Raw genomic sequence first — 24,780 nt, 5'->3', positions numbered from 1 at the left:
CGGACCGCCAAAAAACCAAAACATTCCGCTTCCAGATTGTCACCATTCCAGCCCAAATGTTCAACAGGAAAAACCGCAGTAGGTAAAAGACGCTTGAGTTGTTCCATTAGAACTGGGTTGTGGCGCCCCCCTCCACAGACGTACCATGCTGTTGGAGTACATGGTAGAGGTGTACGTTGAATAGCTTCTACCGTAAACGCGACCAGTGTTGCTGCTCCATCCTCTGGTGACAGTGTCTTTATGGCGTTCATGGCACGGTGGAATGTTAGACGGTCTAACGATTTTGGTGCCGGGCGAGCAAAGTATGGATCGCTCATCAGGGTTTGAAGAATATCTTCGTGAATTCTTCCTGAGCGTGCCAGCGTGCCGTCAACATCACAGGCGGTCCCTGTATGAAGAAATGCCCAGTCATCTAGAAGGGCGTTTCCGGGGCCGGTATCACAAGCATGGATTCCTCCGTTTGCGTCCACTAAGGTTACATTTGCAACGCCGCCGATATTCAGGATAGCAACGGGGCCTGTATATTTATGAAGTAGTGCGGCATGATACCAAGGGGCTAGAGGTGCCCCTTCTCCGCCTGCAGCGACATCTGCATTGCGAAAATCATGGATGACTGCAAGGCCTGTTTCACGAGACAGTAGAGCTGCGTCACCGATCTGCCAGGTCAGGCGTCGTTCCGGTGCGTGTAGGATGGTCTGTCCATGAAACCCGATTAAATCGACCGTGTCAGCTTTCTGTTGCAGCATTTTTACGGCTTCGACGTGCCGTAGGGTGATGTCCCGTTCAATAGCATGCAACTCCGGATCTTCCGGGTTTATTGTTTCAGCGCGGGATAGCAAATCACGAGCGCGGGCTCGTAGTTCCGGAGAATACTCTAGGCTCAGGCCGGGACCATGCGAGATGATTTTTTCGCCATCCGTCTGGACAAGGGCAGCGTCTACGCCGTCCAGGGATGTGCCACTCATCAGCCCTATTGCGGTTAGACACTGCATTAGCCAAGCTCCTGAGACGTTTGTAATTCCACAACGAAATCATAGAGATCGGCGCGATAGCAGGAAAATGTGACTTCAAGGACGCGTCCGTCTTGGAGGAAGGAACGTCGTTCGATTTCGAGAATGGCTGTGGGGTGGTTGATATGAAGCAGTTCGGCCTCGTGCAGCGTGGCCATTCGTGCTCGGATTCGTTGAAGTGCTCGGACTGGTAGTAATCCGTGAGCCTTAAGGGCCGCGTAGAATGACTCTTCGAGTAACTCGGGAGATGCCAAATCTCGACGTGAAATGACTGCTGTCTCGATGGCCATAGGCTCGCCGTCTGCAGTCCGGATCCGTTTCAGACGCAGGACTGGGGCAGACGGCGCAATACCCAGCGCCATGGCTTCGTCTGGGCTGGCCCCTACTGCGCGTTTGTCCAGCCAGATTGAGGCCGGTTCGTAGCCACGTGCCCTCATATCCTCTGAAAATCCCATCAGCACCGAGAGAGGCTGCTGGATCCTGCGTGATACAAATGTTCCCGCTCCTGGGCTTTGTGTTAACAGTCCAGCCTTCACCAGTTGTTCAAGGGATTTACGGATTGTTACCCGTGATACGCCTGTTAGCTCGGCCAGTGAGCGCTCCGGCGGAATGACGTCACCTCCGCGGAGCGTTCCGTTGTTGATCAGTTCGCGCAGACGTTCAGCCAGTTGCAGATACAGAGGTTTTCGGTCTGTCGGATCGGGTTTTAGAGTGGAAAAAATGTTTTCCGTAGGCTTCACGTTCATAAACGTTTCAGCCCTGCCATGACGGCACGTAAATCGCCCCCATGTTGTGTTAGGGTGGTTTCTGCTTCTTCTGCTGTCAGTCCGGAGCGAATAAGAATGGCGCGCTTGACGTTTTTGTGGCTGGCCTGCAGCGAGGCTTCTATTTCTGCGGAAGTTCCGCCGACGAGATCATGCACCATGCGGGCTGCCCGTTTTTCAAGCTTGGCGTTGACTACACGCATATCTACCATCTGCCCGCGATAGCCGTGTCCAAGTTTTATCATCAGCGTCGTGGATAGTATATTGAGGACGGCTTTCTGCGCGGTGCCTGCCTTGAGCCGCGTGGAACCTGCAATGACCTCTGAACCTGTTACGATGGTAATTCCCAGTTCTGCTTCTTTCAGTAGACGACCATTTTTGTTGCAACTGATTCCGACGGTTAATGCACCTGCGGTGCGTGCAGTTGCGATTGCTGCGCAGGTGTAGGGTGTTGCGCCACTGGCCGCGATACCGAAGACGATATCGTTCTGGTTTGGGTTGTGGGAGAGCATTTCCTTGATAGCGTTGTCTTCACGGTCTTCTGCACCTTCCACGGCTTCGAAGAGGGCGGTGGGGCCTCCTGCTAGCATCAGGATAAGGCGTTCGGGCGGCCAGCCAAAAGTTGGTGTTAATTCTACGCCGTCCTGAAGCCCGACGCGTCCAGATGTGCCCGCGCCCACATAAAATAGTCTTCCTCCTGCGCGCAAACGCGGTAGTGCGAGGGTAACGACGTCGTTCATTTGTGGAACGGCTGCCCGGGCGATGGCGGTTGCTGTCATCTGTGCTTCTGCTAGAGCATCCATTACTGACGTTGCGGGCCATAGGTCGATGTCTTCGTAGCGCGGGTCGTGCCGCTCGGTTCCAGTTGGTACAACTGAAGATGTCAGGGGCGTGATCTCTGATGTCATGGTTTTAATCTTTCCGGGTGGTATGAGCCGATGGGGGTTCTAGTCGGGGTGTTCTCGTCAAAAGCATGGAAAAACGAGCAGCAATCAACATTCCGGCCATGCCGAGAGGTACGAGCCAGGGAAAAGCAACGTGATAGCCTGCATATTGCAGGAACTTCATGATCGCTGCCATGACCGCCAGTGAGACTAGGAAGCCTGCTAGAGCATCTCGTGTACGTGCTGAAGGATAGAGTATGCCAAATAGAAAGGCTCCCAAGGTCGGTCCGTAGGACCATCCTGCGATTGTCAGGCCTAGAATAACCGCTGACTGCTGCCCCTGTGTGAACCAGAGTGCGACCAGAATAAGCACGCTGCTCCACAGCAGTGTCATGATGCGGGGGGCGAATAGTGGGCTGTCTCTGAACCCACATGTACGGCCCCATCGTTTGAGAAGACGTTCTGGCAGTGGTCCGAAATCCGTCAGGGCCGCGCCGCTCATGGCATTGAGTGTGGAGGATAAGGAGCCCATCGTAGCGCTGAGAACGCCTGCAAGAAGCAGCCCACCAAGTCCGGCCGGTAGGCCGGAGACGATATAGCTTGGGAACAATTCGTCGGGTGAAAGTAGTCCTATTGTGGCCAGTGAGGCGCCCTTATGCGTTATCCAAAGCTGTACACCGACAAGGGAAAGTAGCCCAAATAGCAACGCCACTACAAAGGCACTTCCTACAAGCGCATAACGGGCATCGCGGATGTTTCTAGCTGCTAATAGTCTTTGAACCATAAGTTGGTCTGAACCATGGGAGGCGACTGAAAGAATACCACCTCCGACGAGTGCTGCGAGAGGTGTAAACGGATCGGAGATCAGGGTTCCGACGTGTAGGGCGTGGAACGGGGACATTTTTCCAGCAGTCCAAGCGAGTTTCCAACCCTCTGACGGAAGCCTGTGCATCAGCAGGTAAGTGCAGGCTGCTGCACCAAAGAGGTAAATGCAGAGCTGTATGCTGTCAGACCAAATAACGGCCCGCAAACCGCCCAGTACCGTATAAGTTAGTGTAAAGGCCATGATGAGGCTCAAAACAGCCAGATGGTTTATGGAGATGCCATTGTGCTCCAGCATCCACGTTAGGGGCAGTAATCCTGCAGATAGGCGGACGCCCTCGGCTAGAAGTCTTGTGATGAGGAAGGCGCCGGATGCCGCGCATTGCAGTTCTGGTCCAAAACGTTCACCCAGATACTGATACGCGCTTTTGATCTGGCCTTGTGCATAAAGTGGTAGAAACCAGATTGCTACGATCAGCCGACCGATGAGATACCCTGCAGCAAGGCCAAGGAATACTATTCCTGTCGTATAGCCAATGCCTGGGATGCTTATGAATGTCAGGGTTGAGGTTTCTGTTGCTACCAGTGAAAGGCAGATCGCCCACCAAGGAAGGTCATGCGATGCGGAAAGAAAATCTCCTGACGTTTTTCTGCGCCCTGACATCATGATTGATACAAGGGGAAGTAGCAGAAAATATGCACAGATTACGATTATGTCGGCAAAGTGCATGAAGCATCCCCCCTAATTTACTTTAATGCTAGAAAATCTGTAATACCAAATCAATACCAAAACTCGTGATGGCATTCGGAATTTAAAGTGGAATGTTATGGGATAAGCATGATTGTGAGCAAAAAACATACCACAATAAATAGGATAAAAGTCATATATTTGTATTTACGATTCGTTTTCGAAATATATTGAATGAGGGGGTTTTTGGTATTACATTGGACTTAATGGTGGTGTCTGCCGGTACATCATATCAACAACTGGACTTCCCTCTGTGTGGAATTTTTCGGGGAGAGGGAGCGGAGAAGCAGCAATGCAGAATCTTAGTAGGTCTTTCCTTGTTTCTGTCTCGTTGATTGCAATTACCGCGACATCTGCCAATGCTACCAGTCCGTCGCCGCCCAAAGTGCCGCTCTCGAAACAGAAGAAGCCGGGGGGCGTAGGTGTTCATTCCGACCCTGAACGGATTATCGTTCACTCGGACCTGCAGAGCGCGACGGGGGTGATAGGTGCGACCCCAGGTGGCGGTATGATGCCGCCCCAGACGGCTCCGAAATCACGCAGCGGCTTGACGCGTGATTATATTGCGAAGCAGAGTCCGACCAGCAATCCTACCACTATGATTGCGGGTCTCCCGGGGGTTATCACAGGAAGTGGTGATCCGCTTGGAACGAGTGATCAGCAAGTCAGTCTGTCCGTTCGTGGGCTGAATCAGTTTGAATTAGGCTATACCTATGAAGGTATTCCCGCTGCGGATCCCCTTAATTTTTTCATTTTCACGGGTACGACCGCTGACAATGAAAATATCCAGAGTCTATCGCTCTCGCAGGGTTCAGCCGACATTTCAGCCCCGCTCTATAATGCGGTAGGAGGCCAGTTAAGTGAGACCCTCCGTGACCCCTCTCACAAAACGGGTGCTTTGCTGAATCTCGCTTATGGCTCCTATGCGCTCAACCGAGAATTTGCTCGTCTTGACAGTGGAGACATTGGTCATAGTGGTATCCGCAGTTTTGTGTCTTTTTCATATGAGGGAGCGGATAACTGGCGCGGACCGGGCCGGACTACGCGGTATCATGTAGATGGTAAGGCCCTGAAGGAGTGGGGACAGGGTAACCGCATCTCGTTCATTCTCTCTTATAACAGTCCGACGGGATATTATCTCAAGACTCCTTCGATGGGGCAGTGGAATGCTCAAGGTACGAAGGCCAATTATGCAGCCATCTTCAAGGCAGGAGGGGCTTCCTATTATAAATTCCAAGAAAACCAGCGGAATTCGCTTATTCTGGGTGCGCCTGTCCATTTGCGTCTTAGTCAGACCCTGGCCGCTGACATTACTCCTTATTATGACTACTTCTGGGGTTATGGAGATGGCGGAACCGCGCTCCCAACGGGTTTTAGCTATGTTGGAAATCAGTATACTGGTCCACTTCATGTATCCCAGAGCGGGTCATCCGTTATTGGAGCGGCAATCGATACGTTTACAGAGCGGAACTCGGGCCTTAACAGCGTCATCCACTGGAAGATGAAGCATAATACTCTGTCATTCGGCTATTGGTATTCCTATTACACCCAGCAGGAGCATTCTTATTATGCCGAGGCGGATGGGGCAGGGAATGTTTCTTCTATGACGGGTCGTTATCCTATCATGACACAGGCGGGTATTCCGCTTTCGCGCTACAATATTAACTTCGTCCAGCAGACTAATGCTCTGTTCATTAATGATACCTTCAAGGCGTTGAATGAGCACCTGACGATTGAGGCTGGCTTTAAGGAAGCCATGATCTCGCGTATGTCGACTCAACTCATTCCGGGTGCAAATTATAAGTCGACAGTCAATTATGCTGAGCCGCTTCCGCAGTTTTCTGCGAGCTATCGTATTACGCTCCACGATCAGGTTTATATCAACGGATCGACAGGCTTTAGAGCACCCTCGTCAATTCTGACAATGGCTGATTATTTCAGCACCTCTACAGGCAATATCGCACATACTCGATCCAGTAATCTTTCTCCTGAATATTCGATTGGTGAGGAAATAGGGTATCGGCATACGGGACTAATCAATCTTTCAGCGGCATTATTTAACTATAACCTGACCAACCGTCAGCTTAGCTCTACGGTCTATCTCAGTGGTGTGATGACTACGGCCTCTATTAATGCTGGCGGTCAGACGTCACGTGGTGCGGAATTGGAGCTAGGTCTTCGTCCTTGGCACCACTTCAGCCCCTATTTATCCGGCCAATATCTGCATGCTACGATTGACAATAACTTGGCATCTGGTGGCGATCTTCTTCCGACAAAGGGGAAAACTGCCGTCAATACTCCGACTTTTAGTGGGGCAATTGGGTTGGCTTATGACAATGGTACGGTTTTTGGAAACTTCAATCTGAATTATGTTGGCTCGCAATACGCTACCTTCATGAATGACCAGAAGATTTCGTCTTATTTCACGGGAAATGTGACGTTGGGTTATCGCATGAAGAATTATCGCTTCGTGAAGCACCCCCAGATCCAACTAAATCTTATCAATCTCGGCAATAGTGGTTATCTCTCCGGGGCATCAAGCCTTGTAGGAAATGCTAAGGTGACCAAGGGTGTATACGGGACAAGTATTGCTGCCCAGACGCCACTTTATTATGTCGGCGGTGGTTTTGCAGGTGTGGTCTCAGTGACGGCGGGTTTCTGATGGTTGTAAACTGTTCGTAGAAACGTGCTTTGGTCTCTGCTGGTGTGATATTGCCGATGTGCGAGAAAATGCGGCGATTATTGAACCCGCCGCTCCATTTGAGTGTTGCAAGTTCAGAGGGGTGTTTTTCTCTCCAGAGCATCAATGTTTGGGCGCTGGAGAGATACTGCTGCCAACGCTTGCTTGGGCAAGGGGGTTATAGGCGTGTTAGCCAGCCGCGATGCCAGAACCATAAAAGTGGTACGGCAATAGAGGTAAGCATGAGAGCAATGGCAAAGGGATAGCCGAAGCTCCAGTTGAGTTCAGGCATAATACGAAAATTCATACCGTAAATCCCTGCTATAAGCGTAGGCATAATACCGATAGAACTGGCAACGGTGAGAAGTTTCATGCCGTCATTTTGTTCGATATTGATGAATCCTAAAGTGGCATCTAGTAGAAATTGTACCTTGTTGTTTATTTGAGCATTGAATTCATTCAGTGATGTTATGTCACGACCGGCAATATCGAGGCGGTTATGCTGTATTTTTCCTGTTTCATTCTCAGGTAATACATTGTTTTGCATTGTGGCTGTGTCAAGGTGCAGGCGGATTCTGTCAATGGAAAGTAAAGAATCACGGATCATAGAGGCGAGGTCTGCGGTATTGCCGAGGTGTTTTAACGTTGTTCTGAGTGTGTGGTTAGTACGGGCGCGGTGACGTGAGTGGTGTTCGTCGCTGCCGAAGATATGGCGTGAGAGAGTATCAAGTGTATGGCCGACATTTTCGAGGAGGTCAGCCAAGCGGTTGATGATTTCTTCGAGGAGGTCGATCAGCAAGGCGGTGGGTGTTGGTGTGGGACTGTCGGCGGTGTGTTCGGCGAGGTGTAAACCAATTTGGTCAAAAGCAGCATAATCTGCGTAGCGAATGGTGATGAGTTGTGTGGGGGAGAGCACAAAGCCGACAGGGCGCGTGACTGGGCCGGTGTCATAACGGCGAACGAGGGGGCCTGAGAGGTAGAGTGTGCCATCGCGCTCATAATAGCGGGAGGAACTTTCAATTTCGTTGAGTTCGGCGCGACTAGGGAGGTGAATGCCTAGTTTTTCTTCCGCGAGATTGATTTCAGATTCTGTGGGGTTGAGCAGGTCTATCCATGGGATACTTTCGAGGCGTGTGTGTGGGCCCATTTCGTAGGCCGGCGTACCGATGGGGCGTGTGAGAAGCATGGAAATAAGCCGTATGATGTGAGGGTATTTAGTTATTTCATAGACTCTGCGTAATGTATGATCTCTTTGGCACGTTGCACAATTTTTGGAATATCGAAGGTTTTGTTGGCCGGAGTAATGTGACTGGCGATGTCTACTCCTGTTTCGATAGGTTCACCCCAGTATTGTAATTGCATTTGCATGGCTAAAACCAAGGTGCAGGGGTTTGTATGCTGTTGTGGTACGAGTTCGCAGATGATTGTGCCGGGTTTGCACCATGCGAGATTAGCCATGCCCGCGCCTAAAGCTCCAATGACGATATGAGCTTGTGAGAAAAGACGTATTTGTTCTGTGAGACTGAAGGTTTCAGGTTGGACAGAAGTAAATCCGATCTGTGTCAGGGCTTGGCTGAGCTCAGCCTCGTTACTCACGAAGCGGTTGGGGGATTGGCCGCGTTCAATGAAAAGATTGACGGGGGTAGTCGCGCGGGTGGAGATGTGAGCGGTGTGGGTGAGTGTGTGATAGGCTTGGCGTGATGACGTTAGTACAGAAAAATCAGCCGCTCCTTTAACGCAGTCTGTGTAGAGGACTTTGCGAAAGGCGTATTGTTTTCCGGGTTCTGTGCGTGTGCTGCGGGCCGGATCGAAGCCAAGCATGCGGATGCTCTCTTCCTGCCATTTTGTAAGGGAAGGGAGAATAAGACCGCCATTATAATCGTTGTTTTTGAGGTGGAACAGCGTTGGGATTGTATGGGTAATCCAGTGGTAATAGTTTTGGTGCCAGTGGTCGAAACAGGCAGCCATCATCTCTTGTTCAGGTGGTGCTGAGATGAGGGTGTCTTCTCGTATGGCGAGGGTAGGAATGACATCAGGGGCTTGGAGGTAGGCGGTATCTATGATGGGGTGGCCATTTTGAAAAAACATCATGGACGCGGTGTCTAAGACGACATTTTCTAACGTGTATTGGCGCAGAGTGCAGGGACTACTCCTCCAATTTTGGAAGAGTGAATGAGTTGTGTCGTTTAATGAGCCATTCTTCAGTAGAGCAGCGGGGTATGAGGGGGCGGTTTCGAGTGTTGTTATATGTGTGGCGACGTCGGAGAGCGTAAGAGATTTTCGGGTGTGGTGCAGGCGGCGTCTGAAGAGATGTTTGAGGGGAAACATGAACGGTCGCACCTGCAAGTGAGAAGTATGGAACGAAGAAAATTGAATAAAAATTGTATTTGAGCAAGAGCCTCTCATAAAAGCATTATAGTTTTGATATGAAAACAATAATGCGGGTCGTGCGCGTTATTGGGTGTGGCTGGCGCATTATTTGTGAGCCGAAGGATGAATGGAATGAGGCACCAATTTTAAGGGCCTATTTTGGTCAAAAGCATAATTTTGAGGCGGTGGTGCATGAGAAGCCAGGGAAGATAGGGCCGATAATGAAGTGGTGGCCCGATAGACGGCGGGGGCAGGAATTGGTATCGCAGAGGACTATCGTTTTTGAAGTGAGTGTTAGTACGATGTCTGCTTCTTCTTCCGCCACACCGGCGCAGGTGACTCTTCCGAACTCGTTGCGGTCAGGGCCTGATGGGCGTGGGTGGTTTGGAGAGTTTGGTGGGCGTTTTGTTGCTGAAACATTGATGCCGCTTATTCTTGAGTTGGAAGAAGCGTATCGGGCGGCGCAAGCGGATCCGTCTTTTCAAAAAGAGCTCGCATTTTATTATAAAGATTATGTGGGCCGTCCGAGCCCGCTGTGGTTTGCGCGTCGTTTGACGGAAACGCTTGGGGGAGCAAAAGTTTACCTCAAGCGTGAAGAGTTGAACCATACGGGTTCGCATAAGCTGAATAACGTGATGGGGCAGATCCTTGTTGCGCGGCGTATGGGTAAGACGCGTATTGTTGCGGAGACAGGTGCTGGTCAACATGGTGTGGCAACGGCGACGGTCTGTGCGTTATTTGGTCTGAAATGTACCATTTATATGGGCGCGACGGATGTTGAGCGCCAAAAGCCAAATGTGTTCCGCATGAACTTGCTGGGTGCTGAAGTGCGGCCAGTGACGGCGGGTGCGGGTACGCTGAAAGATGCCATGAATGAGGCCATGCGTGATTGGGTGGCTAATGTTGAAGATACGTATTTTCTTGTAGGGACGGTGGCTGGGCCGCATCCGTATCCTGAGATGGTGCGAGATTTCCAATCTATTATTGGGACGGAAACCAAGGAGCAAATTCTGGCAGCGGAAGGTCGTTTGCCCGATGCCATCGTGGCAGCGATTGGTGGTGGTTCCAATGCAATGGGCATTTTCCACCCGTTTTTAGATGATGTGGATGTGAAATTGATTGGTGCTGAGGCAGCGGGTTTGGGGCTGGACTCTGGGAAAACGGCTGCGTCTGTTTCACGTGGGCGCCCGGGTGTGTTGCACGGGAATCGGACGTATTTGTTGCAAGATAAGGATGGGCAGATTGATGAAGCCCATTCGATTAGTGCCGGTTTGGATTATCCGGGGATTGGGCCGGAGCATTCATGGTTGAATGATATTGGTCGTGTTGAGTATGTGGGTGTGACGGACCAAGAAGCGTTGGATGCGTTTCAGCTTTGCTCACGTCAGGAAGGGATTTTGCCTGCGTTGGAATCTGCGCATGCTTTGGCGCATGTCATCAAAATTGCTCCCACGATGGGGAAAGACCAGATCATTGTTATGAATCTATCTGGGCGTGGGGATAAAGACATCTTCACGGTTGCTCAGCATGTGGGGGTTGAACTGTGAGCCGTATTCAAGCGCGTTTTGAGGCACTGAAGGCGGAAGGGCGCGGGGCGCTTATTCCTTATTTGCAGGCTTATGATCCGGACTTAGAGACGTCTTTGGCGTTGTTGAAGGCGATGCCGGGTGCGGGTGCGGATATTATTGAGGTTGGGATTCCGTTTTCTGATCCATCAGCGGATGGTCCGACGATTCAGTTAGCCGCGCAGCGTGGTTTGAAGGCGGGGTCAACACTGGCGGGTGTGCTTGAGATGATTAAGCGCTTCCGTGAGGGGGATCAGGAAACGCCAATTGTATTGATGGGGTATTTGAATCCTATTCATACATATGGTGCGGAAGCGTTTTGCCGTGATGCCACGCAAGCTGGTGTTGATGGTATTATTTTGGTGGATATGCCGACGGAAGAAGCTGTGTGGTTGCGGCCTCATGCGGAAGCGTATGGCTTGGATATTATCGCGTTGGTTGCACCGAATACGTCTCATGACCGTTTGGTGCATGTTTTGCGTGAGGCGCGGGGCTTTGTTTATTATGTGAGCATTACCGGAATTACCGGTACTGCCAGTGCGTCTGCTGAGCAATTGGCTCATGCGGTACCGAAGGTGAAAGCCGTCACATCGGTCCCGGTAGCGATTGGTTTTGGTATTTCAACACCGGAGCAGGCGCGTGTGGCGTCCCAGATTGGGGATGCGGCAGTCGTGGCTTCTACGCTTATTCGGACGTTGGCGTCTACATTAGTGGATGGGCGAGCAACGGAGAACACTGTCCCTGCGGTCACGCAGCAGATTAAAGAGTTGGCGCAGGCTGTGCGCGGCGGTGAGAGTGCTGCTTAATCGACGAATCGTGTTGTGAAGGCGAGGATCAGAGAGGCTGTGCCTGCGACTAGGAGTTCGAGCGCGAGGAGAACTCCGAGCAGCCATGATGTTGGCCACGGCAAGCTGAGATAAAGTAGGACCCCTGTTAGGGATGTGAAGCAACCGCTACCAACGATGACCCCCCAATTGCGCACATAACGATGTGTGCAGGCCCAGAACATGCGGGCTAGTCCCGCAAAGGCCAAGCAGGTGAGAAGAATGAATGTGAGGAGGGGAGAGCCGCCATCTGGTTCATCAATGAGTGCGGCGCCTGCGGTTAAGTAAAAGGTTGCGGAGAGATTGGTAAGCCAACTGGTAGAATAGGATAATGTTCGGTGTTTGTGTCCGAAGGCAATTTGTATGCTGCCACGTAAAAGCAAAGTGGCGGCTAAAATTATGTTATTGGTTGGGTCCGTTAGTAAAACGGTTAGCGTGTTGATTGCACATAATAAGAGTAAAAAGAGACCAATTCGGAAGCTGCCATGTAGTGGTGCCCCGGATTTTAGGAGTTGGATTCGTGAGAGCGGCATTGGCAATCTGTGCGGTTGGAGCAGGGATACGATAAACCTTAGCGTATTTATTACCGTTTGTTTGTAAGCTTCTTTGTCTGCGGGAAGTTTCTTTGGCTTTGCGTCAGGAGGCTGGCGTAAATGGTGCGTGAGGGGTAGAACGCGCATAACAAGACCGAGGGGCCCGGTTGGTGGTCCCGATTTTTAAAACCCCGCTTGGTTGTTATCTAAAGTAGGTGGGGAGAGAGTGACGAGGCACTATGAGCTGGTTAACTGAGTACGTACGCCCGAAACTGCGTGGCCTTTTACAACGTGAAGTTCCGGATAACCTGTGGGCAAATTGTGATTCCTGTTCGCAGATGGTCCTAGTGAAAGAGCTGGAGCGCGCGCAGAAAGTGTGTCCGCATTGTGGGCATCATATGCGTGCGACGGCGCGTGAGCGTATGGCATGGACGTTTGATGGTGGGGAATATACCTGCATTGACGTGCCGAAAGTACCGGTTGATCCGCTGAATTTCCGTGATTCTAAGCGGTATACGGACCGCTTGAAGGATGCGCGTAACAAGTCTCAACTAGATGAAGCCTTGTTGGTAGCGCATGGCAAGGTTCAGGGGCAGGACGCGGTGGTGGCCGTAATGGCACCTGAGTTTTTGTTGGGTACGATGGGTGCGGCATTGGGTGAAGCCTTTGTGGCGGCCTGTCGTTTGGCGGTGCTGCAAAAGGCACCGTTGATTGTGTACACGGCATCAGGTGGTGCGCGTATGCAGGAAGGCGCTGTGAGCTTGATGCAGATGCCGCGCACGACGATTGGTGTGCAGATGCTGCGTGAAGCCGGTCTGCCTTATATCGTGGTGTTCACGAATCCGACGACGGGTGGTGTATCGGCATCGTTTGCGATGTTGGGTGATGTACATGTTGCTGAGCCGAATGCGCTCATCGCGTTTGCGGGGCCGCGAGTGATTCAGGATACAGTGCGCGAGAAGCTGCCAGAAGGCTTCCAGCGTTCTGAATATCTGCGTGAGCACGGTATGGTTGATATTGTGGAGAAGCGCTCTGAGTTGACGGCTTTGCTTGGGCGTTTGATTGGGATGCTGACCAAGCAGCCTGCCCCTGTTTCTGAAGCAGCTGAGTAAAACATTATGGCGGGTGAGGGAGCGCCGGCGGTGCTGGCAAGTGAGTATCGTGGGCGCCCTGGTGCTGTGTTGGCGCGGCTTCAAGCGCTGTACCCAAAGTTGATTGACCTGTCTTTGGGACGTTTGGAGGCGTTGTTGGCACGTTTAGGTAATCCTGAACGGCATCTCCCGCCTGTGGTGCATGTGGCAGGTACGAACGGTAAAGGCAGTACGTGCGCTAATCTGCGGGCTATTGCTGAAGAAGCCGGGTGGCGCGTGCATGTCATGACCAGTCCGCACTTGGTCGATGTGACCGAGCGGTTCCGCGTGGCTGGTCGTTTGGTGACGGAAGATGCGCTGGTTGAGGTCCTTGAAGAAGTCGAGCGTGTGAATGACGGCGCGCCGATTACAGTTTTTGAGGTTCTGACAGCTGCTGGTTTCTTGTTGTTTTCCCGGAATCCGGCAGATTTAGTCGTGCTGGAAGTCGGGCTTGGTGGGCGTTTAGATGCGTCTAACGTGATTCCGTCACCACATATGTGTGTGATTACGCCGATCAGTTTGGATCATCAGGCATTTTTGGGCGATACGTTGGAGGCGATTGCAGCTGAAAAAGCTGGAATCATTAAGCAGGGTGTTCCTGTGGTGACGGCACCTCAGCAGCCGGAAGCACTGGCTGTTATTCGTGAGAAGGCGGTGGCGATGAATGCTCCGCTTTATGTTGTCGGGCAGGATATTACGGTTTCGGACACGGTTGATGGTTTGGTGTACCGGGATGCGTTAGGTGTATTGCCCTTACCGCGTCCGGGGCTGTTGGGGACGCATCAGGCATTAAACTCTGCGGGGGCTATTGCGGCGTTGCGTCACTCTGGTCTGGCTGTACCGGAAGCTGCTTATGCGGGGATTGCGAAGGCGGTATGGCCTGCGCGCTTGCAGTCTTTGCATGGGACACTCGCTCAGCTTTTGCCTGAGGGGTGGGAGCTTATTTTAGATGGTGGGCATAATCCCGGTGCAGGTGCTGCGTTGGCGCGCGTGATGACGGGATGGAACGATCAGCCGATCCATGTGATTGCGGGTGTAAAGCAAAGCAAGGATGTGGGTGGTTTTTTGGAGCCACTTTTAGAGTCTGCGACGAGTGTGTGGGCTGTCTCTGAGCCGGGCCAGCATATGGCGACCTCTGTCGATGAGGTTATTGCAGCATCTGGTGGGCGTGCGAAGGCTGGACCTACGGTGCGTGAAGCGCTGTTAGCACTGTCTGAGCAGGCTCAGGCTGAGAATGTTGGGCGCGTTGTGCCACCAGCACGGGTGTTGGTCTGTGGTAGTTTGTATTTGGCAGGTGTGGTTTTGCAACAAGATGGTTGGGTTGCCCAATAAGGGTGGCTAAAGGCCATGCTCTGCTTCTCTTGCTGCGTTCGTAACGGAGGGCGTGGCTACGTGTTGATGTTTGATATGTCTTTTGTGGTGAGTGGGTGTCAGGGCGTATGAGTGAAGCGAATGTGGTGGCTGCTGGGCAAGATACATCAGAAGGTGGGCTGACAGCTCTTTTACGGCGTGCGCTTCCGTCCAGCATGCAGGCAGAACATGCTTTGCTGGGTGCGATTCTGACCAATAATAAAGCGTATGAGCGGGTTTCGGACTTTTTGGAGCCGGGGCATTTTGCGGATGCGGTGAATGGCCGCATTTATGAAGCGATTGCGCGGCGTATTGAGCGTGGACAATTAGCAGATCCGGTAACCATGCGTGCTGAGTTTGAGCATACGGGGGTGTTGGAAGCTGCGGGTGGGCCAGCTTATTTGGCGAAGCTGCTCACGGCGATGGTGGGCATTGTGAATGCGGGTGATTATGGCCGTGTTATTCATGATGCGTGGATACGGCGTCAGCTGATTGAAATTGGCGAGACCACCGTGAACAATGCGTATGGTGCGCGCCCGGATTTGGATGGTGCGGATCAGATTTCGGCCTCAGAAGAAGCGCTGTTCAGCTTGGCGACAGAACGCGGCCAAGATGGTGGGTTTGTTTCTTTCGGCGGTGCATTAACGACGGCTGTTAAGATCGCGGAAGAAGCCTTTCAGCGGACGGGTGATGTTGTTGGCCTGACGTCGGGTTTGCGTGATTTGGATAAGCGGACGGGTGGTTTGCATCCTTCCGATTTGATTATTCTTGCGGGTCGTCCTGCGATGGGTAAGACGGCTTTGGCGACGAAGGTTGCGTTCTCGGCTGCACGTGCGTTGATGCGGGATGCTGAGGAGGGAAATACGAAGCCTAAGGGTTCTGTCGCAATTTTCTCATTGGAAATGTCGGCAGAGCAGTTGGCGACGCGTATTTTGTCCAGTGAAGCTGAAGTGTCGGGTGAAAAAATTCGTCGTGGCGATATCGGGCAGAAAGAGTTCGATCGTTTTGTGCGGGTGTCACGCGAGCTTCAATCCTTACCGCTTTATATTGATGATACGCCTGCCATTTCGCTGTCTGCTATGCGTACGCGGTGCCGCCGTTTGGCGCGTACGCAGGGTTTGAGCCTAGTAGTAGTGGATTATTTGCAGTTGATGCGCCCGGCGATCGGGACGCGGCCGGAAAGCCGTGTGTTGGAAATTTCGATGATTACGCAGGGTTTGAAAGCCATTGCGAAGGAATTATCGGTGCCGGTGATTGCATTGTCTCAGCTGTCTCGTCAGGTAGAATCACGTGAGGATAAGCGGCCGATGCTGTCCGATTTGCGTGAATCAGGCTCGATCGAGCAGGATGCTGATGCGGTGATGTTTGTGTATCGTGATGAGTATTATCTTCAGCAGCGTATGCCGAAGGATAGTGCTTATGACAGCAATGATAAATTCCAAGTGGCGACGGAAGAGTGGCAGCGTAAAATGGCGCTTGTTCATAATAAGGCTGAGTTGATCCTTGAGAAGCAGCGTCATGGCCCGACGGGTACGGTGCAGCTATACTTTGAAGGTGAATTTACGCGCTTTGGTGATTTGGATTTGATCCATGAGTGATGTGCTGAAAATGTGATGTGTGTGGGCCCCGTACAGGTTTGTGCGGGGCTTTTTTTTATGGGCCTTTCAATCGGCATGGTGTGCTTGATGGGGAAGAGTTTTTGGGTTCGTCTTTGATAGAACGAATGAAATGTTTCTTTAGTCGTCTAAACGCACGCGACGATTTTTTTTAACGTCGGCGCGGCGGGATTTACCGTCTAGCCTTCTTTGTTTGGCGGCTTTTCCGGGGCGGGTTGGGACGCGGAAAGCTTTGCGTTGAGCGGCTTCACGGATCATGTCTGACAGGCGTTCGAGAACGTCTTCGCGGTTGCGAAGTTGGGTACGAAATTTGCGTCCTGTTAACACAATTTCCCCGTTTTGTGTGCCTCGGCTTCCTGCGATTTGTAGGAGTTTGAGTTTTACGCGGTCTGGCAGGGTTGAGGCTGTGAGGACGTTGAAGCGCAATTGGGCGGCTGATGCGACTTTGTTGACGTTTTGTCCACCGGCCCCGGTGGAAAGAATATAGGTGATGGTGACGTCTTCTTCATAAAACCCGACATGGGGCGCAATGTCTCGGTAGCCCATCAACTGAATGCCTCTAGGGAGAGTGTACGGTGGGGCATTATAGGGGAAGATAAGAAATATGGGAGAGGCCTCTCCGGCTCATAGAAAGACTTAAGGCCGGGAAGACCCGGCCTTAAGGGAGAGTGATTAATGGTTGGTGAGTGCGCCCGTTGGCAGGGGAGCAAGTGAGGTTCCGGTGCCCTTGCCCGGTGTAGAGGGCGCAGGGGCCGCTAGGTTTTCAAATTGCTCTGGGTGTGGAGAAGCGGTGACGCCTCCAACTGGAGCGGGGTTACGCAGGCCATCATATTGGAAGGGGGTGATGGAGAGCGTTTGGTCCATGGTTGGCAGGAGTTTGACGTTCCAGCCGCCACCGAGGCTGCGGATCAAGTCAATATCGGCCTGATAGAGGCGTGTTGCGATTTCGACTTGGTGGATGCGGCTCTCAAGTGTGTTTTCTTGACTGAAGATGGCTTCCAGATACGTGCCGACGCCACCTTGATACAGGGTCATGGTCATACCCTGTGTTTGTAGGTTAGCGGCGACCGCTTGTTCGAGCGCTTTGTTTTCGAGGTTTAGACGCTCTGTCCGGGAGAGGCCGTCTTCCACTTCACGGAAGGCTGCGAGGACCGTGCTGCGGTACTCATCGCGTGTTTCACGATAGGCCGACCATGTGCGCTGAAGTTCAGCGCGGCGTAGGCCGCCATCGAATAAGGGCATGTCAAAGCTGGCGCCGTAGGTCCAGAGTGAGTTTGCGAGGTTTGCGAGGTCAAACCCGTTTGACTCAAAGCCGCCGCCGAAGTTGAACGCAATATGCGGGTAGAATGCTGCACGCGCGATGCCAATTTCACGGTTAGCTTGTGCCATTTCCCGCTCGGCGGAGGCGATATCTGGGCGGCGTTGGAGCAACTCAGATGGAATGCCTGATGGGATTTTAGGTTGGTGGAAGCTCAGCTTGTCAATTTGTGGAATATGGAAGCTGGACGGGGAGGTATTGGTCAGAACGGCGATAGCGTGTTCTGTGACCTGACGTGCGGCTTCCACATCAAGCTTGGCGGCTTGAGATGTATAAAGCTGTGCTTGTGCACGGGCGAGATCAAGGCGAGGGGCGGCTTTGAATTTTAGCTGCGTCTCGGTGATCTGCATGGCGCGTTGGTAATATGCGATGGATTGTGAGTAGATCGCGATTTGTGCGTCGTAGCCGCGTAGTTCGATATAATCACGAGCGAGCTCAGCTTGGAGGCTGAGGCGGGCCATGGCGTAATCGGCTGCGCGTTCTTGGGCTTGTTGTTTTTCAGCGCGTACGTGATTGCGGATTGCGGACCAGAAATCAGGCTCCCATGAGGCGAGGCCTTGGTAGATTTCTTGTGTTTGCGTCAGGGTGGCACCGTTACGGAATAGGCGGTCTGCCGCTTGTTTATTATCCGAGGCACCAGCGTTTAGGCCGAGATGTGGGAGCAACTCTGAGCGGGCTTCTACGACGAGAGAGCGGGCCTGTGTGAAGCGCTCGGCGGCGGCTTGCAGGTCAGCATTCTCGGTGCTTGCGCGGGTTTCAAGCGTGTTGAGAAGCGGATCATCGAGCATGGTCCACCAGTCGGTTGGCAAAGTATTGTCAGCCGGGGTGGCGATGCCGAAGGCGCCTTGGCCGTGCCAGGACTCTGGCACGACGAAGGTTGGGGGAGTGTAGGTTGGGGCGAGGTCGCAGGCGGACAAACCCAAGAGAGACAGGGCTGTTCCGCCAGCGAGGCTAAGGCTTTTGAGGCGGCGCAGGGTCATTCTGATTTTCCGAAGCCAGATTCGTTGTAGCCACGTTGTGGGGTTACGATGTGGACTTGATCACCTTCGAGCAGGTCAGCGGGTGGGTTGTCGATGACGCGGTCATGACCGTCGATGCCAGCTTGGATCTCGGTTGAGCTATCGGCCATGCGGCCGACGACAACTTTTTTGTAATGGACGTGACTGTTTGCGTCGACCGTGGCGACGGTCATGCCTTTTTCTTCAAAGACGAGAGAAGAAGAAGGGAGTTCGTAGAGTTGTGAGTGCTCATTATTAGCTTTGAGTGCAACGGAGGCAAAGGTACCGGGCCACAGCTCTTGTTTGCTGTTTTCCATCGTGAATTCGGTGATGGCCGTGCGGGTGTTGGGGTCGAAGCCTTGTGAGGTGGTGAGGAATTGGGCTGTGAACTTACGGTCTGGATATTGTGGGACGGTTACTTCTGCCGTTAGGTCTGGCTGTAAGACGTAAGAGAAGACTTCAGGGACGGAGACGAACATACGCAGGCGGTGTGTGTCGGCCACGGTGAAGAGTTCTGATGCGCCACCGGCAGAATCGACGCTACCGCCGCCGCTATTGACGTAGTCACCGACGCTGACGTTACGGGCGGTGACGACGCCGTCATAAGGAGCGACGATGGTTTTGAAGCGCTCAAGGGCTTCAAAATGGTCCACGTTGCGTTGGGCGGCATCGAACTCAGCGCGTGCGGATTGTTCGTTTGCGTTAGAAACGGAAACGGATTGTCCGGAGACGGCCTCTGACTGGCCCATGGCGCGCCAGCGTTCTGCGGTCACAGTGGCGAGTTTGTATTTTGCCATGACGGATGCGAGATCGGCCTTGGCTTGTGCGTATTGAGCATCAAGCGCTGGGGCATTGATTTCTGCGAGGACGTCACCCGCTTTTACGTGTGCGCCGTAATCTTTGTACCACATTTTCACGTAGCCAGAGACTTGTGCGTAGATCGGCGCTTGGTACCAAGCATCGATCGTGCCGGGCAGGGTCAGGGCGACTTTGCTCGGTGATTTTTGCGGGGCGATGACCGATACGTTCGGGATAGCGTTGGCGTTCGTTTCTTCCGCGAGGGCGGAAGAAGCGTGAACTTTATCAACGACGAGATAGCCGGCGTAGAGCGCAAGGAGGCAGCCACCCGCGACGGCGACGAGTTTAGGAGAAGTGGCCATCAGACGGTTTCCTTCTGACGCGATGAGCGATTGTGGAGGATAGCGTAAACGCACGGTACGAAGAGAAGTGTTGAGATCGTAGCGACAATGAGGCCGCCGATCACGGCACGTCCGAGTGGTGCGTTGGTGGAGTTGGATGTTGCCATTGGGATCATACCCACGATCATGGCCAGTGCGGTCATGAGGACGGGGCGGATACGGCCGAACCCAGCTTCGATGGCAGCCTTGAGGGCATCACCGTGGATTTCGATCCGTTCACGGGCAAAGGACACCACAAGAATGGAGTTCGCGGTGGCGGTGCCCATGCACATGATGGCGCCTGTGAGGGCAGGGACGGAGAGGCGTGTGCCGGTCAGGAACAATGCCCATGCGATGCCGCCCAAGGCACCTGGCAATGCGGTGATGATGATGAAGGGGTCCAGCCAAGACTGGAAGTTCACCACGATCAGCAGGTAGATCAACACGATGGAGACCAGTAGGCCTTCGACGAGTTGGGTGTACGCGCCGTGCATTGTTGTGGCTTGACCGTGGACGGTGACGTCTGACGAGCGGGGGACGTTGTGTTTGTCGTGTGACAGCACATCGTTCACGCCATTCAGGACGGAGCCGAGGTCAGTGCCTTCTGCGGAGACGTAGATGTCAATTTCCGACATGGAGTTGAAGTGCGAGACTTCGCCCGGTGTGCCGGTGGCAACGACATCCGCCAATGCGCCTAGGAGCTGTGTTTTATCGTTCGGGTCGCCATCGCCCTTATCAACAGGAATGGTCAGCAGGTCTGTCAGGTGAGTGAGTTGATCCTGTGACGTATAAACGTTGAGTGGGAAGGTGACGTTGTCTTCAGGGTCAAGCCAGAACTGGGGGTCAACAACGCCGGAACCGGAGAGGGTCAGGAGTTCGTTGGTGGCCAGATCGTTTTCGGTGATGCCCGTGGCCTGACTAAAGGTACGGTTGCCGTTTACCATCAGTGTAGGCGTTGCCATCGTTTGTTGGATGGTGACGTCGGCTGCGCCGGGGACGTGGCGGAGTTGGCCGATGATGTGGCGTGCGTAGTTGTAGTTGTCTGAAATGCTCGGGCCCGCGATTTGGATATCGATTGGGGCAGGTGAGCCGAAGTTCAGAATTTGAGTGGTGAGGTCAGCCGGTTGGAAGGTGAAGACCGTGCCAGGGAAGCGCGCAGAGAGATCTTTGCGCAGCAGCTTACGGTAGTCCCAAACTGGTGACTCAGGGTCTTTTAGAGCAATGGTCAGGTCACAATCCTGCGTGCCGACGCTTGGTGTTGGCATGAAGGCTTGGTTATGGGGGCCTTCTGGAAGGCCGCAGTTCGAGATGATGTTTTCGACTTTGCCGGGGAGGTCTTGGTGGATGCGGTCATCGACCAAGGCCGCGATACGGCCAGCGACTTCGATACGCGTGCCGAGTGGGGCGCGCATATGCATTTGTAGGGCACCGGATTTGACTTCTGGGAAGAAGTCACGGCCAGCAAATGCGTAGAGGGTGAAGGAGGCCAGTGAGCAAATTAAGAAGATACTCACGAAGGCTTTGCGGCGTGCGACGCAGCGTGTCAGCACGTCATTATAGCCGTTACGGAACGCAGTGAAGCGGCGCTCAAAGCCTTGTTGGAAGCGACCGAAGAATGTTTTCGGGGCTGGTGGGTGAGCGTCATGTCCATGGGCGTGGTGTACCTGTCCGGCAAGAAGGTACTTGGCCATGGTTGGGACCAGAGTACGGGACAGGATGAAAGACGCAATCATCGCAAAAATGATGGCCTTTGCCATTGGCATGAAGAGGTAACCTGCGACGCCGTCCAGTTCAAAGAGAGGGAGCCAGACGATACAGATGCAGGTTGTTGAGACGAAGGTTGGAATAACGATTTGGTTGGCGGCATCAATGATGGCGAGTTCGAGATCTTTACCCATTTCGAGGTGGGTATCGATGTTTTCGATCATCACGGTCGCGTCGTCCACGAGGATACCGACGGCGAGAGCCAGACCGCCGAGGGTCATGACGTTGATGGATTCACCGGCCCAACCCAAAGCGATGATGGAACACAAAATAGCCAAGGGGATGGAAGTGGCGATGATGACGGTGGAGCGCCATGAACCGAGGAAAAGCAGCACGACAATGCCGGTGAGCAATGCGGCTGTGACCATTTCCTGAACCACGTCATGAATTTGATCTTTCACCAAGACGGAGGCGTCAGACAAAATGGAGACGTGAACGTCTGGTGGTAAGATGGCGCGTAGACGTGGCAGGAGAGCTTTGGTTGCGGCCACAACGTCGAGTGTTGAGGCAGAGCCACTCTTTTGCGTGATCATTTCCACGCCTTGGCGACCTTTGACCAGCACAAGGTTGGTTTGTGGGTGACCGCCGCGATAGACTTCAGCGACATCACGGACATAAATCACAGCGTTACCGACGCGTTTGACCGGGATGTTGGCGATGTCATCCATCGTTTCCGGTGTGGCGTTGGTTTGGACCATCCAGTCAGTTTGATCGATTTTTTGGTCACCGGCGGGCAGAACGATGTTCTGATCACGCATGGCTTGCTGGACGTCTGCTGCGGAAAGGTGATGGGCGCGAAGCTGATCTTGGTTCAGCGCGATCATTACAAAGCTGTCCATACCACCATTTGGGTGGGCCACGACGGCGCCGGGGACGGTGGCGAGCAAAGGACGGATGGAAATGACGCCGAGTTTAAACAGATCTGATGGGGTCTGTTTTTGCGAAGTGACCTGCAAAGCGATGACCGGAACCTGAGATGGGTTCAAGGCCATGATCATAGGTGCAGGCACTTTAGGGGGGAGGCCCAAAAGGATGGTTTGGGCGATGGCTGTGACTTCAGCCTCTGCTGTGCCGACTTCTGTGCCGGGCTGGAAATAGATTCGGACAATGGAGCGGCCGTAATAGCTATCCGACTCCATATGTTCGATGCCCTGCACCGTCGTGGTGACGGAGAGCTCGAAGTTATAGGTGATTCGTCCGGCGAATTGCTGTGGCAGCAGACCTGGGTAGGTCCAGACGACAGCAACGACGGGAACTTTAATGTTTGGGAAGACGTCTGTCGGGGTCTTGAAGATCGACATGACCCCGAACATGACAATTAAGATCGATAAGACGACGAATGTAAGTGGTCGTCTTAGCGCGGTCACGACGATGGCATTCATGGAGCGGTAGTTCCAATCCTGTGACTAGCTTTGAGGGATTGGCTCTAAAGCTAATCGTTTGCTGCCGTTTAGTCTCATAAATCATGCTTTATATTGTGGATGAATGATTACCACTTTGTCATGATTAGGTTTGTTCTTCTTTGGTGTGTTCTTAATGTTGGGTTTTTGTGTGGCATTTTGCGAGGTGCGAAGTGAAATGCCACGAACTTTATTAAGGGAATTGATTAAGACAATTGGCATTAAGCCACATTTCATTCTTGACCCAATGGCATATTGCCATTAATTTATCGTTAATCGCTGAGTTTCATGGTGACTTTCAGCGTTTAGGGGGAGGGGTTCTTTGACGATGTCGTTCCGGAAATCACGCTCTATCCCGGTGATCTTTTTCGTGTTGATGCGGAAGGGGTTGGTCATGACGGTCAAAGAAGTCCTGAGGGCGTATGAAGAACAAACAACCCAAAATCAGTGCACCTCCTCATCTGGTGTCGTGGGCAGATCAGGTGTGTCAGAAGGACTGTTTTTGTCCTTGTGCAACGCCGTGTCTTGCCGCTGGAGCACCAACTCTGGGTGCAAAGCAGCCAGCCTCAGGGCCAATTCTTCGTCGGTACGACCGTTCAGGACGCCTTTCAGAAGAAAGTCCGTTGAAACGCGCAAGCGGTTCGATAATGCGGCAATGAGGAACACGTTGGGTGCTCGATCTCCGCGTTCAATTTTGTTGAGTGTTGATGCGTCGATACCCAGCAGACGAGCGCATTCGCTCTGGTTGGGGATAACGAGTTCTCTGGCCCAAGCAATGCGCTGTCCAATCGCGCGTTGGAGTACCGTGAGAGAATCTGATCGTTTCTGTTTGGCCATGAGGCTTTTCTAGCAATGGCTTTATGCCAAATCTAGTCTCTCTTTTTTTTCATATATTTTATGGCAAAATGCCATAAATCTGATTTTGTAAGGATTTTTTTATGTTCAATCAAACAAATATAGTTGGAGCAGGAGCACGGGTCTCAGCGGGAGCTTTGGCGGCTATGCTTGCTGCGGATGGTTGGGCGCCGAAGTTGGTCGGGAAGTCTCGTTTGTCTGCTGGGGTTTCTGGTACCTTATCGGGTGGAAAGAAAAAGGGCACTAAGGTGGCGTCCCGTAAGGTGGTAGAGCGTGACACGGTTGAGGCGTTACCGGCGGGGCATCCTGTAAGTTGGGCGGCTTTGTGGGGAGCGGATAAGGTTCCGGCATTTCCGGGGCTGGTGCCGATGGGTGGTCGTGAGTTGGTGGAGGGTATTCACTGATGTTGGCGCAAGGTGCAAAGAGACTGGGCGTGAAGACGCGCGGTCGTCAATTGAGTGATGCCATGATGATGCCGACGAAAGAGCGCCGCCAACATGATGTGCTGCGGGAGCAGAAGGGTGTGTATCGTGTCGTGAATACGGTGCAGTCTATGTATGATGCGCATGACATTGGTGATGATGAACTGGCGGCTGCGGATCGTTGGTATCGGGAATATCTTTTTGCCACGACGGGCGTGGTTGAAGAGGTGCCTTCTGATGGTCGGTTCCGTGAAAAAGGCGATATGCACACATGGATGCTTGGGCGGGGTAAATGTTCTGCACGGATATCGGCTATTCGTGATACGTTAGGTTTAGCGGCTCATGTGCGGTTAGAAATGTTATTGGCGCGGGAAATGACGTTTTCGGCGATGGCGCGGCATATTTATCCGGGTTTATCGGAAGGGCGTGCGCGGATGAAGGTTTCGGCTCAATGTTCCTTAGTATTGGAGCAATTGGTGCATGTTTATGGAAATTTGAAGGGCGTTGAAAATAAAAAATACCATTAACGATAAATTAACCCTTGCATTC

20 protein-coding genes are annotated in these 24,780 nt (G+C 52.7%); 8 read left to right on the top strand and 12 right to left on the bottom strand.

Annotation, left to right across the window (positions count from 1 at the left end):
* From KB213_RS09920 to KB213_RS09905, 4 genes are all read right to left on the bottom strand, one after another.
* The coding region (locus KB213_RS09920) for an anhydro-N-acetylmuramic acid kinase (protein WP_249110466.1) at positions 1–965 on the bottom strand (965 nt) is incomplete at its 3' end.
* A 26-nt stretch (positions 966–991) separates the two neighbouring features.
* Positions 992–1,756 carry a GntR family transcriptional regulator gene (locus KB213_RS09915; RefSeq protein ID WP_211682655.1) on the bottom strand — a complete coding sequence of 255 codons (765 nt, stop codon included), beginning with the start codon at positions 1,754–1,756 and terminating at the stop codon, positions 992–994.
* On the bottom strand, positions 1,753–2,682 hold the full coding sequence (locus tag KB213_RS09910; RefSeq protein ID WP_211682653.1) for an N-acetylmuramic acid 6-phosphate etherase: 930 nt from the start codon (positions 2,680–2,682) through the stop codon (positions 1,753–1,755). Before KB213_RS09910 ends, KB213_RS09915 begins: the two co-directional genes overlap by 4 nt.
* 4 nt (positions 2,683–2,686) lie before the next feature.
* Entirely contained in the window at positions 2,687–4,147 is a 1,461-nt protein-coding gene (locus tag KB213_RS09905) for a sodium:solute symporter (RefSeq protein WP_346266702.1), read from the bottom strand.
* Between the two features lie 589 nt (positions 4,148–4,736).
* Between KB213_RS09905 and KB213_RS09900 the strand changes: the two genes are divergently transcribed.
* A complete protein-coding gene (locus KB213_RS09900; protein ID WP_211682649.1) occupies positions 4,737–6,890 on the top strand; it encodes a TonB-dependent receptor in 2,154 nt (717 codons plus the stop codon).
* 196 nt (positions 6,891–7,086) lie between these two features.
* Here KB213_RS09900 and KB213_RS09895 read toward each other — a convergent pair whose 3' ends face one another.
* Together KB213_RS09895 and KB213_RS09890 are read right to left on the bottom strand one after the other, a co-directional pair.
* The gene (locus tag KB213_RS09895) at positions 7,087–8,094 is read right to left on the bottom strand and encodes a magnesium transporter CorA family protein (protein ID WP_211682646.1); all 1,008 of its coding nucleotides are present in this window, start codon (positions 8,092–8,094) and stop codon (positions 7,087–7,089) included.
* Positions 8,095–8,126: 32 nt separating this feature from the next.
* Positions 8,127–8,999 carry a glycosyltransferase family 61 protein gene (locus tag KB213_RS09890; RefSeq protein WP_211682645.1) on the bottom strand — a complete coding sequence of 291 codons (873 nt, stop codon included), beginning with the start codon at positions 8,997–8,999 and terminating at the stop codon, positions 8,127–8,129.
* A 581-nt stretch (positions 9,000–9,580) separates the two neighbouring features.
* Between KB213_RS09890 and trpB the strand changes: the two genes are divergently transcribed.
* The gene (trpB, locus tag KB213_RS09885; RefSeq protein WP_211682711.1) at positions 9,581–10,825 is read left to right on the top strand and encodes a tryptophan synthase subunit beta; all 1,245 of its coding nucleotides are present in this window, start codon (positions 9,581–9,583) and stop codon (positions 10,823–10,825) included.
* Positions 10,822–11,649, top strand: a complete 828-nt coding sequence (trpA, locus tag KB213_RS09880) for a tryptophan synthase subunit alpha (protein WP_211682643.1) — start codon at positions 10,822–10,824, stop codon at positions 11,647–11,649. The genes trpB and trpA overlap by 4 nt, the downstream gene beginning before the upstream one ends.
* Here the strand turns inward: trpA and KB213_RS09875 are convergent.
* Positions 11,646–12,200: an HdeD family acid-resistance protein gene (locus KB213_RS09875; protein WP_211682641.1), complete on the bottom strand. Its 555-nt coding sequence runs from the start codon at positions 12,198–12,200 to the stop codon at positions 11,646–11,648. The two genes, trpA and KB213_RS09875, sit on opposite strands and share 4 nt — an antisense overlap.
* Before the next feature lie 239 nt (positions 12,201–12,439).
* Between KB213_RS09875 and accD the strand changes: the two genes are divergently transcribed.
* The 3 genes from accD to KB213_RS09860 all read left to right on the top strand — a co-directional run bounded on the left by accD (position 12,440) and on the right by KB213_RS09860 (position 16,278).
* Positions 12,440–13,312, top strand: coding sequence for an acetyl-CoA carboxylase, carboxyltransferase subunit beta (gene accD, locus KB213_RS09870; RefSeq protein WP_068171009.1), 873 nt, complete (start codon positions 12,440–12,442; stop codon positions 13,310–13,312).
* Positions 13,313–13,318: 6 nt separating this feature from the next.
* Positions 13,319–14,662 carry a bifunctional folylpolyglutamate synthase/dihydrofolate synthase gene (locus tag KB213_RS09865; RefSeq protein WP_211682639.1) on the top strand — a complete coding sequence of 448 codons (1,344 nt, stop codon included), beginning with the start codon at positions 13,319–13,321 and terminating at the stop codon, positions 14,660–14,662.
* Positions 14,663–14,769: 107 nt separating this feature from the next.
* The gene (locus tag KB213_RS09860; RefSeq protein ID WP_211682637.1) at positions 14,770–16,278 is read left to right on the top strand and encodes a replicative DNA helicase; all 1,509 of its coding nucleotides are present in this window, start codon (positions 14,770–14,772) and stop codon (positions 16,276–16,278) included.
* A gap of 138 nt (positions 16,279–16,416) precedes the next feature.
* Here KB213_RS09860 and arfB read toward each other — a convergent pair whose 3' ends face one another.
* The 5 genes from arfB to KB213_RS09835 form a co-directional block, all read right to left on the bottom strand.
* Positions 16,417–16,842: an alternative ribosome rescue aminoacyl-tRNA hydrolase ArfB gene (arfB, locus tag KB213_RS09855; protein WP_211682635.1), complete on the bottom strand. Its 426-nt coding sequence runs from the start codon at positions 16,840–16,842 to the stop codon at positions 16,417–16,419.
* 126 nt (positions 16,843–16,968) lie between these two features.
* Positions 16,969–18,594: an efflux transporter outer membrane subunit gene (locus KB213_RS09850; protein WP_211682633.1), complete on the bottom strand. Its 1,626-nt coding sequence runs from the start codon at positions 18,592–18,594 to the stop codon at positions 16,969–16,971.
* A complete protein-coding gene (locus tag KB213_RS09845) occupies positions 18,591–19,772 on the bottom strand; it encodes an efflux RND transporter periplasmic adaptor subunit (protein ID WP_211682630.1) in 1,182 nt (393 codons plus the stop codon). Before KB213_RS09845 ends, KB213_RS09850 begins: the two co-directional genes overlap by 4 nt.
* Positions 19,772–22,936, bottom strand: coding sequence for an efflux RND transporter permease subunit (locus tag KB213_RS09840; protein WP_211682628.1), 3,165 nt, complete (start codon positions 22,934–22,936; stop codon positions 19,772–19,774). Before KB213_RS09840 ends, KB213_RS09845 begins: the two co-directional genes overlap by 1 nt.
* Before the next feature lie 462 nt (positions 22,937–23,398).
* Positions 23,399–23,791 (bottom strand): helix-turn-helix domain-containing protein, encoded by a 393-nt coding sequence (locus KB213_RS09835; protein WP_211682626.1) that lies wholly within the window; start codon positions 23,789–23,791, stop codon positions 23,399–23,401.
* Positions 23,792–23,892: 101 nt separating this feature from the next.
* Between KB213_RS09835 and KB213_RS09830 the strand changes: the two genes are divergently transcribed.
* Together KB213_RS09830 and KB213_RS09825 are read left to right on the top strand one after the other, a co-directional pair.
* Positions 23,893–24,213, top strand: a complete 321-nt coding sequence (locus KB213_RS09830; RefSeq protein WP_211682624.1) for a transcriptional regulator — start codon at positions 23,893–23,895, stop codon at positions 24,211–24,213.
* A 65-nt stretch (positions 24,214–24,278) separates the two neighbouring features.
* Positions 24,279–24,758: a hypothetical protein gene (locus KB213_RS09825; RefSeq protein ID WP_211682709.1), complete on the top strand. Its 480-nt coding sequence runs from the start codon at positions 24,279–24,281 to the stop codon at positions 24,756–24,758.
* Positions 24,759–24,780 lie beyond the last annotated feature (22 nt).

The sequence above is a fragment of the Neokomagataea anthophila genome (genome assembly GCF_018122595.1).
GTDB lineage: Bacteria > Pseudomonadota > Alphaproteobacteria > Acetobacterales > Acetobacteraceae > Gluconobacter > Gluconobacter anthophilus.
This window is presented reverse-complemented; position numbering and strand designations above follow the sequence as displayed.

Excerpts from the sequence above, each read along its gene's own strand:
- KB213_RS09915 (WP_211682655.1), bottom strand. The coding sequence starts at position 1,756 with ATGAACGTGAAGCCTACGGAAAACATTTTTTCCACTCTAAAACCCGAT.
- KB213_RS09910 (WP_211682653.1), bottom strand. The coding sequence starts at position 2,682 with ATGACATCAGAGATCACGCCCCTGACATCTTCAGTTGTACCAACTGGA.
- KB213_RS09905 (WP_346266702.1), bottom strand. The coding sequence starts at position 4,147 with ATGATGTCAGGGCGCAGAAAAACGTCAGGAGATTTTCTTTCCGCATCG.
- KB213_RS09900 (WP_211682649.1), top strand. The coding sequence starts at position 4,737 with ATGATGCCGCCCCAGACGGCTCCGAAATCACGCAGCGGCTTGACGCGT.
- KB213_RS09895 (WP_211682646.1), bottom strand. The coding sequence starts at position 8,094 with ATGCTTCTCACACGCCCCATCGGTACGCCGGCCTACGAAATGGGCCCA.
- KB213_RS09890 (WP_211682645.1), bottom strand. The coding sequence starts at position 8,999 with ATGATGTTTTTTCAAAATGGCCACCCCATCATAGATACCGCCTACCTC.
- trpB (WP_211682711.1), top strand. The coding sequence starts at position 9,581 with ATGTCTGCTTCTTCTTCCGCCACACCGGCGCAGGTGACTCTTCCGAAC.
- KB213_RS09875 (WP_211682641.1), bottom strand. The coding sequence starts at position 12,200 with ATGCCGCTCTCACGAATCCAACTCCTAAAATCCGGGGCACCACTACAT.
- accD (WP_068171009.1), top strand. The coding sequence starts at position 12,440 with ATGAGCTGGTTAACTGAGTACGTACGCCCGAAACTGCGTGGCCTTTTA.
- KB213_RS09865 (WP_211682639.1), top strand. The coding sequence starts at position 13,319 with ATGGCGGGTGAGGGAGCGCCGGCGGTGCTGGCAAGTGAGTATCGTGGG.
- KB213_RS09860 (WP_211682637.1), top strand. The coding sequence starts at position 14,770 with ATGAGTGAAGCGAATGTGGTGGCTGCTGGGCAAGATACATCAGAAGGT.
- arfB (WP_211682635.1), bottom strand. The coding sequence starts at position 16,842 with ATGGGCTACCGAGACATTGCGCCCCATGTCGGGTTTTATGAAGAAGAC.
- KB213_RS09850 (WP_211682633.1), bottom strand. The coding sequence starts at position 18,594 with ATGACCCTGCGCCGCCTCAAAAGCCTTAGCCTCGCTGGCGGAACAGCC.
- KB213_RS09845 (WP_211682630.1), bottom strand. The coding sequence starts at position 19,772 with ATGGCCACTTCTCCTAAACTCGTCGCCGTCGCGGGTGGCTGCCTCCTT.
- KB213_RS09840 (WP_211682628.1), bottom strand. The coding sequence starts at position 22,936 with ATGAATGCCATCGTCGTGACCGCGCTAAGACGACCACTTACATTCGTC.
- KB213_RS09835 (WP_211682626.1), bottom strand. The coding sequence starts at position 23,791 with ATGGCCAAACAGAAACGATCAGATTCTCTCACGGTACTCCAACGCGCG.
- KB213_RS09830 (WP_211682624.1), top strand. The coding sequence starts at position 23,893 with ATGTTCAATCAAACAAATATAGTTGGAGCAGGAGCACGGGTCTCAGCG.
- KB213_RS09825 (WP_211682709.1), top strand. The coding sequence starts at position 24,279 with ATGATGCCGACGAAAGAGCGCCGCCAACATGATGTGCTGCGGGAGCAG.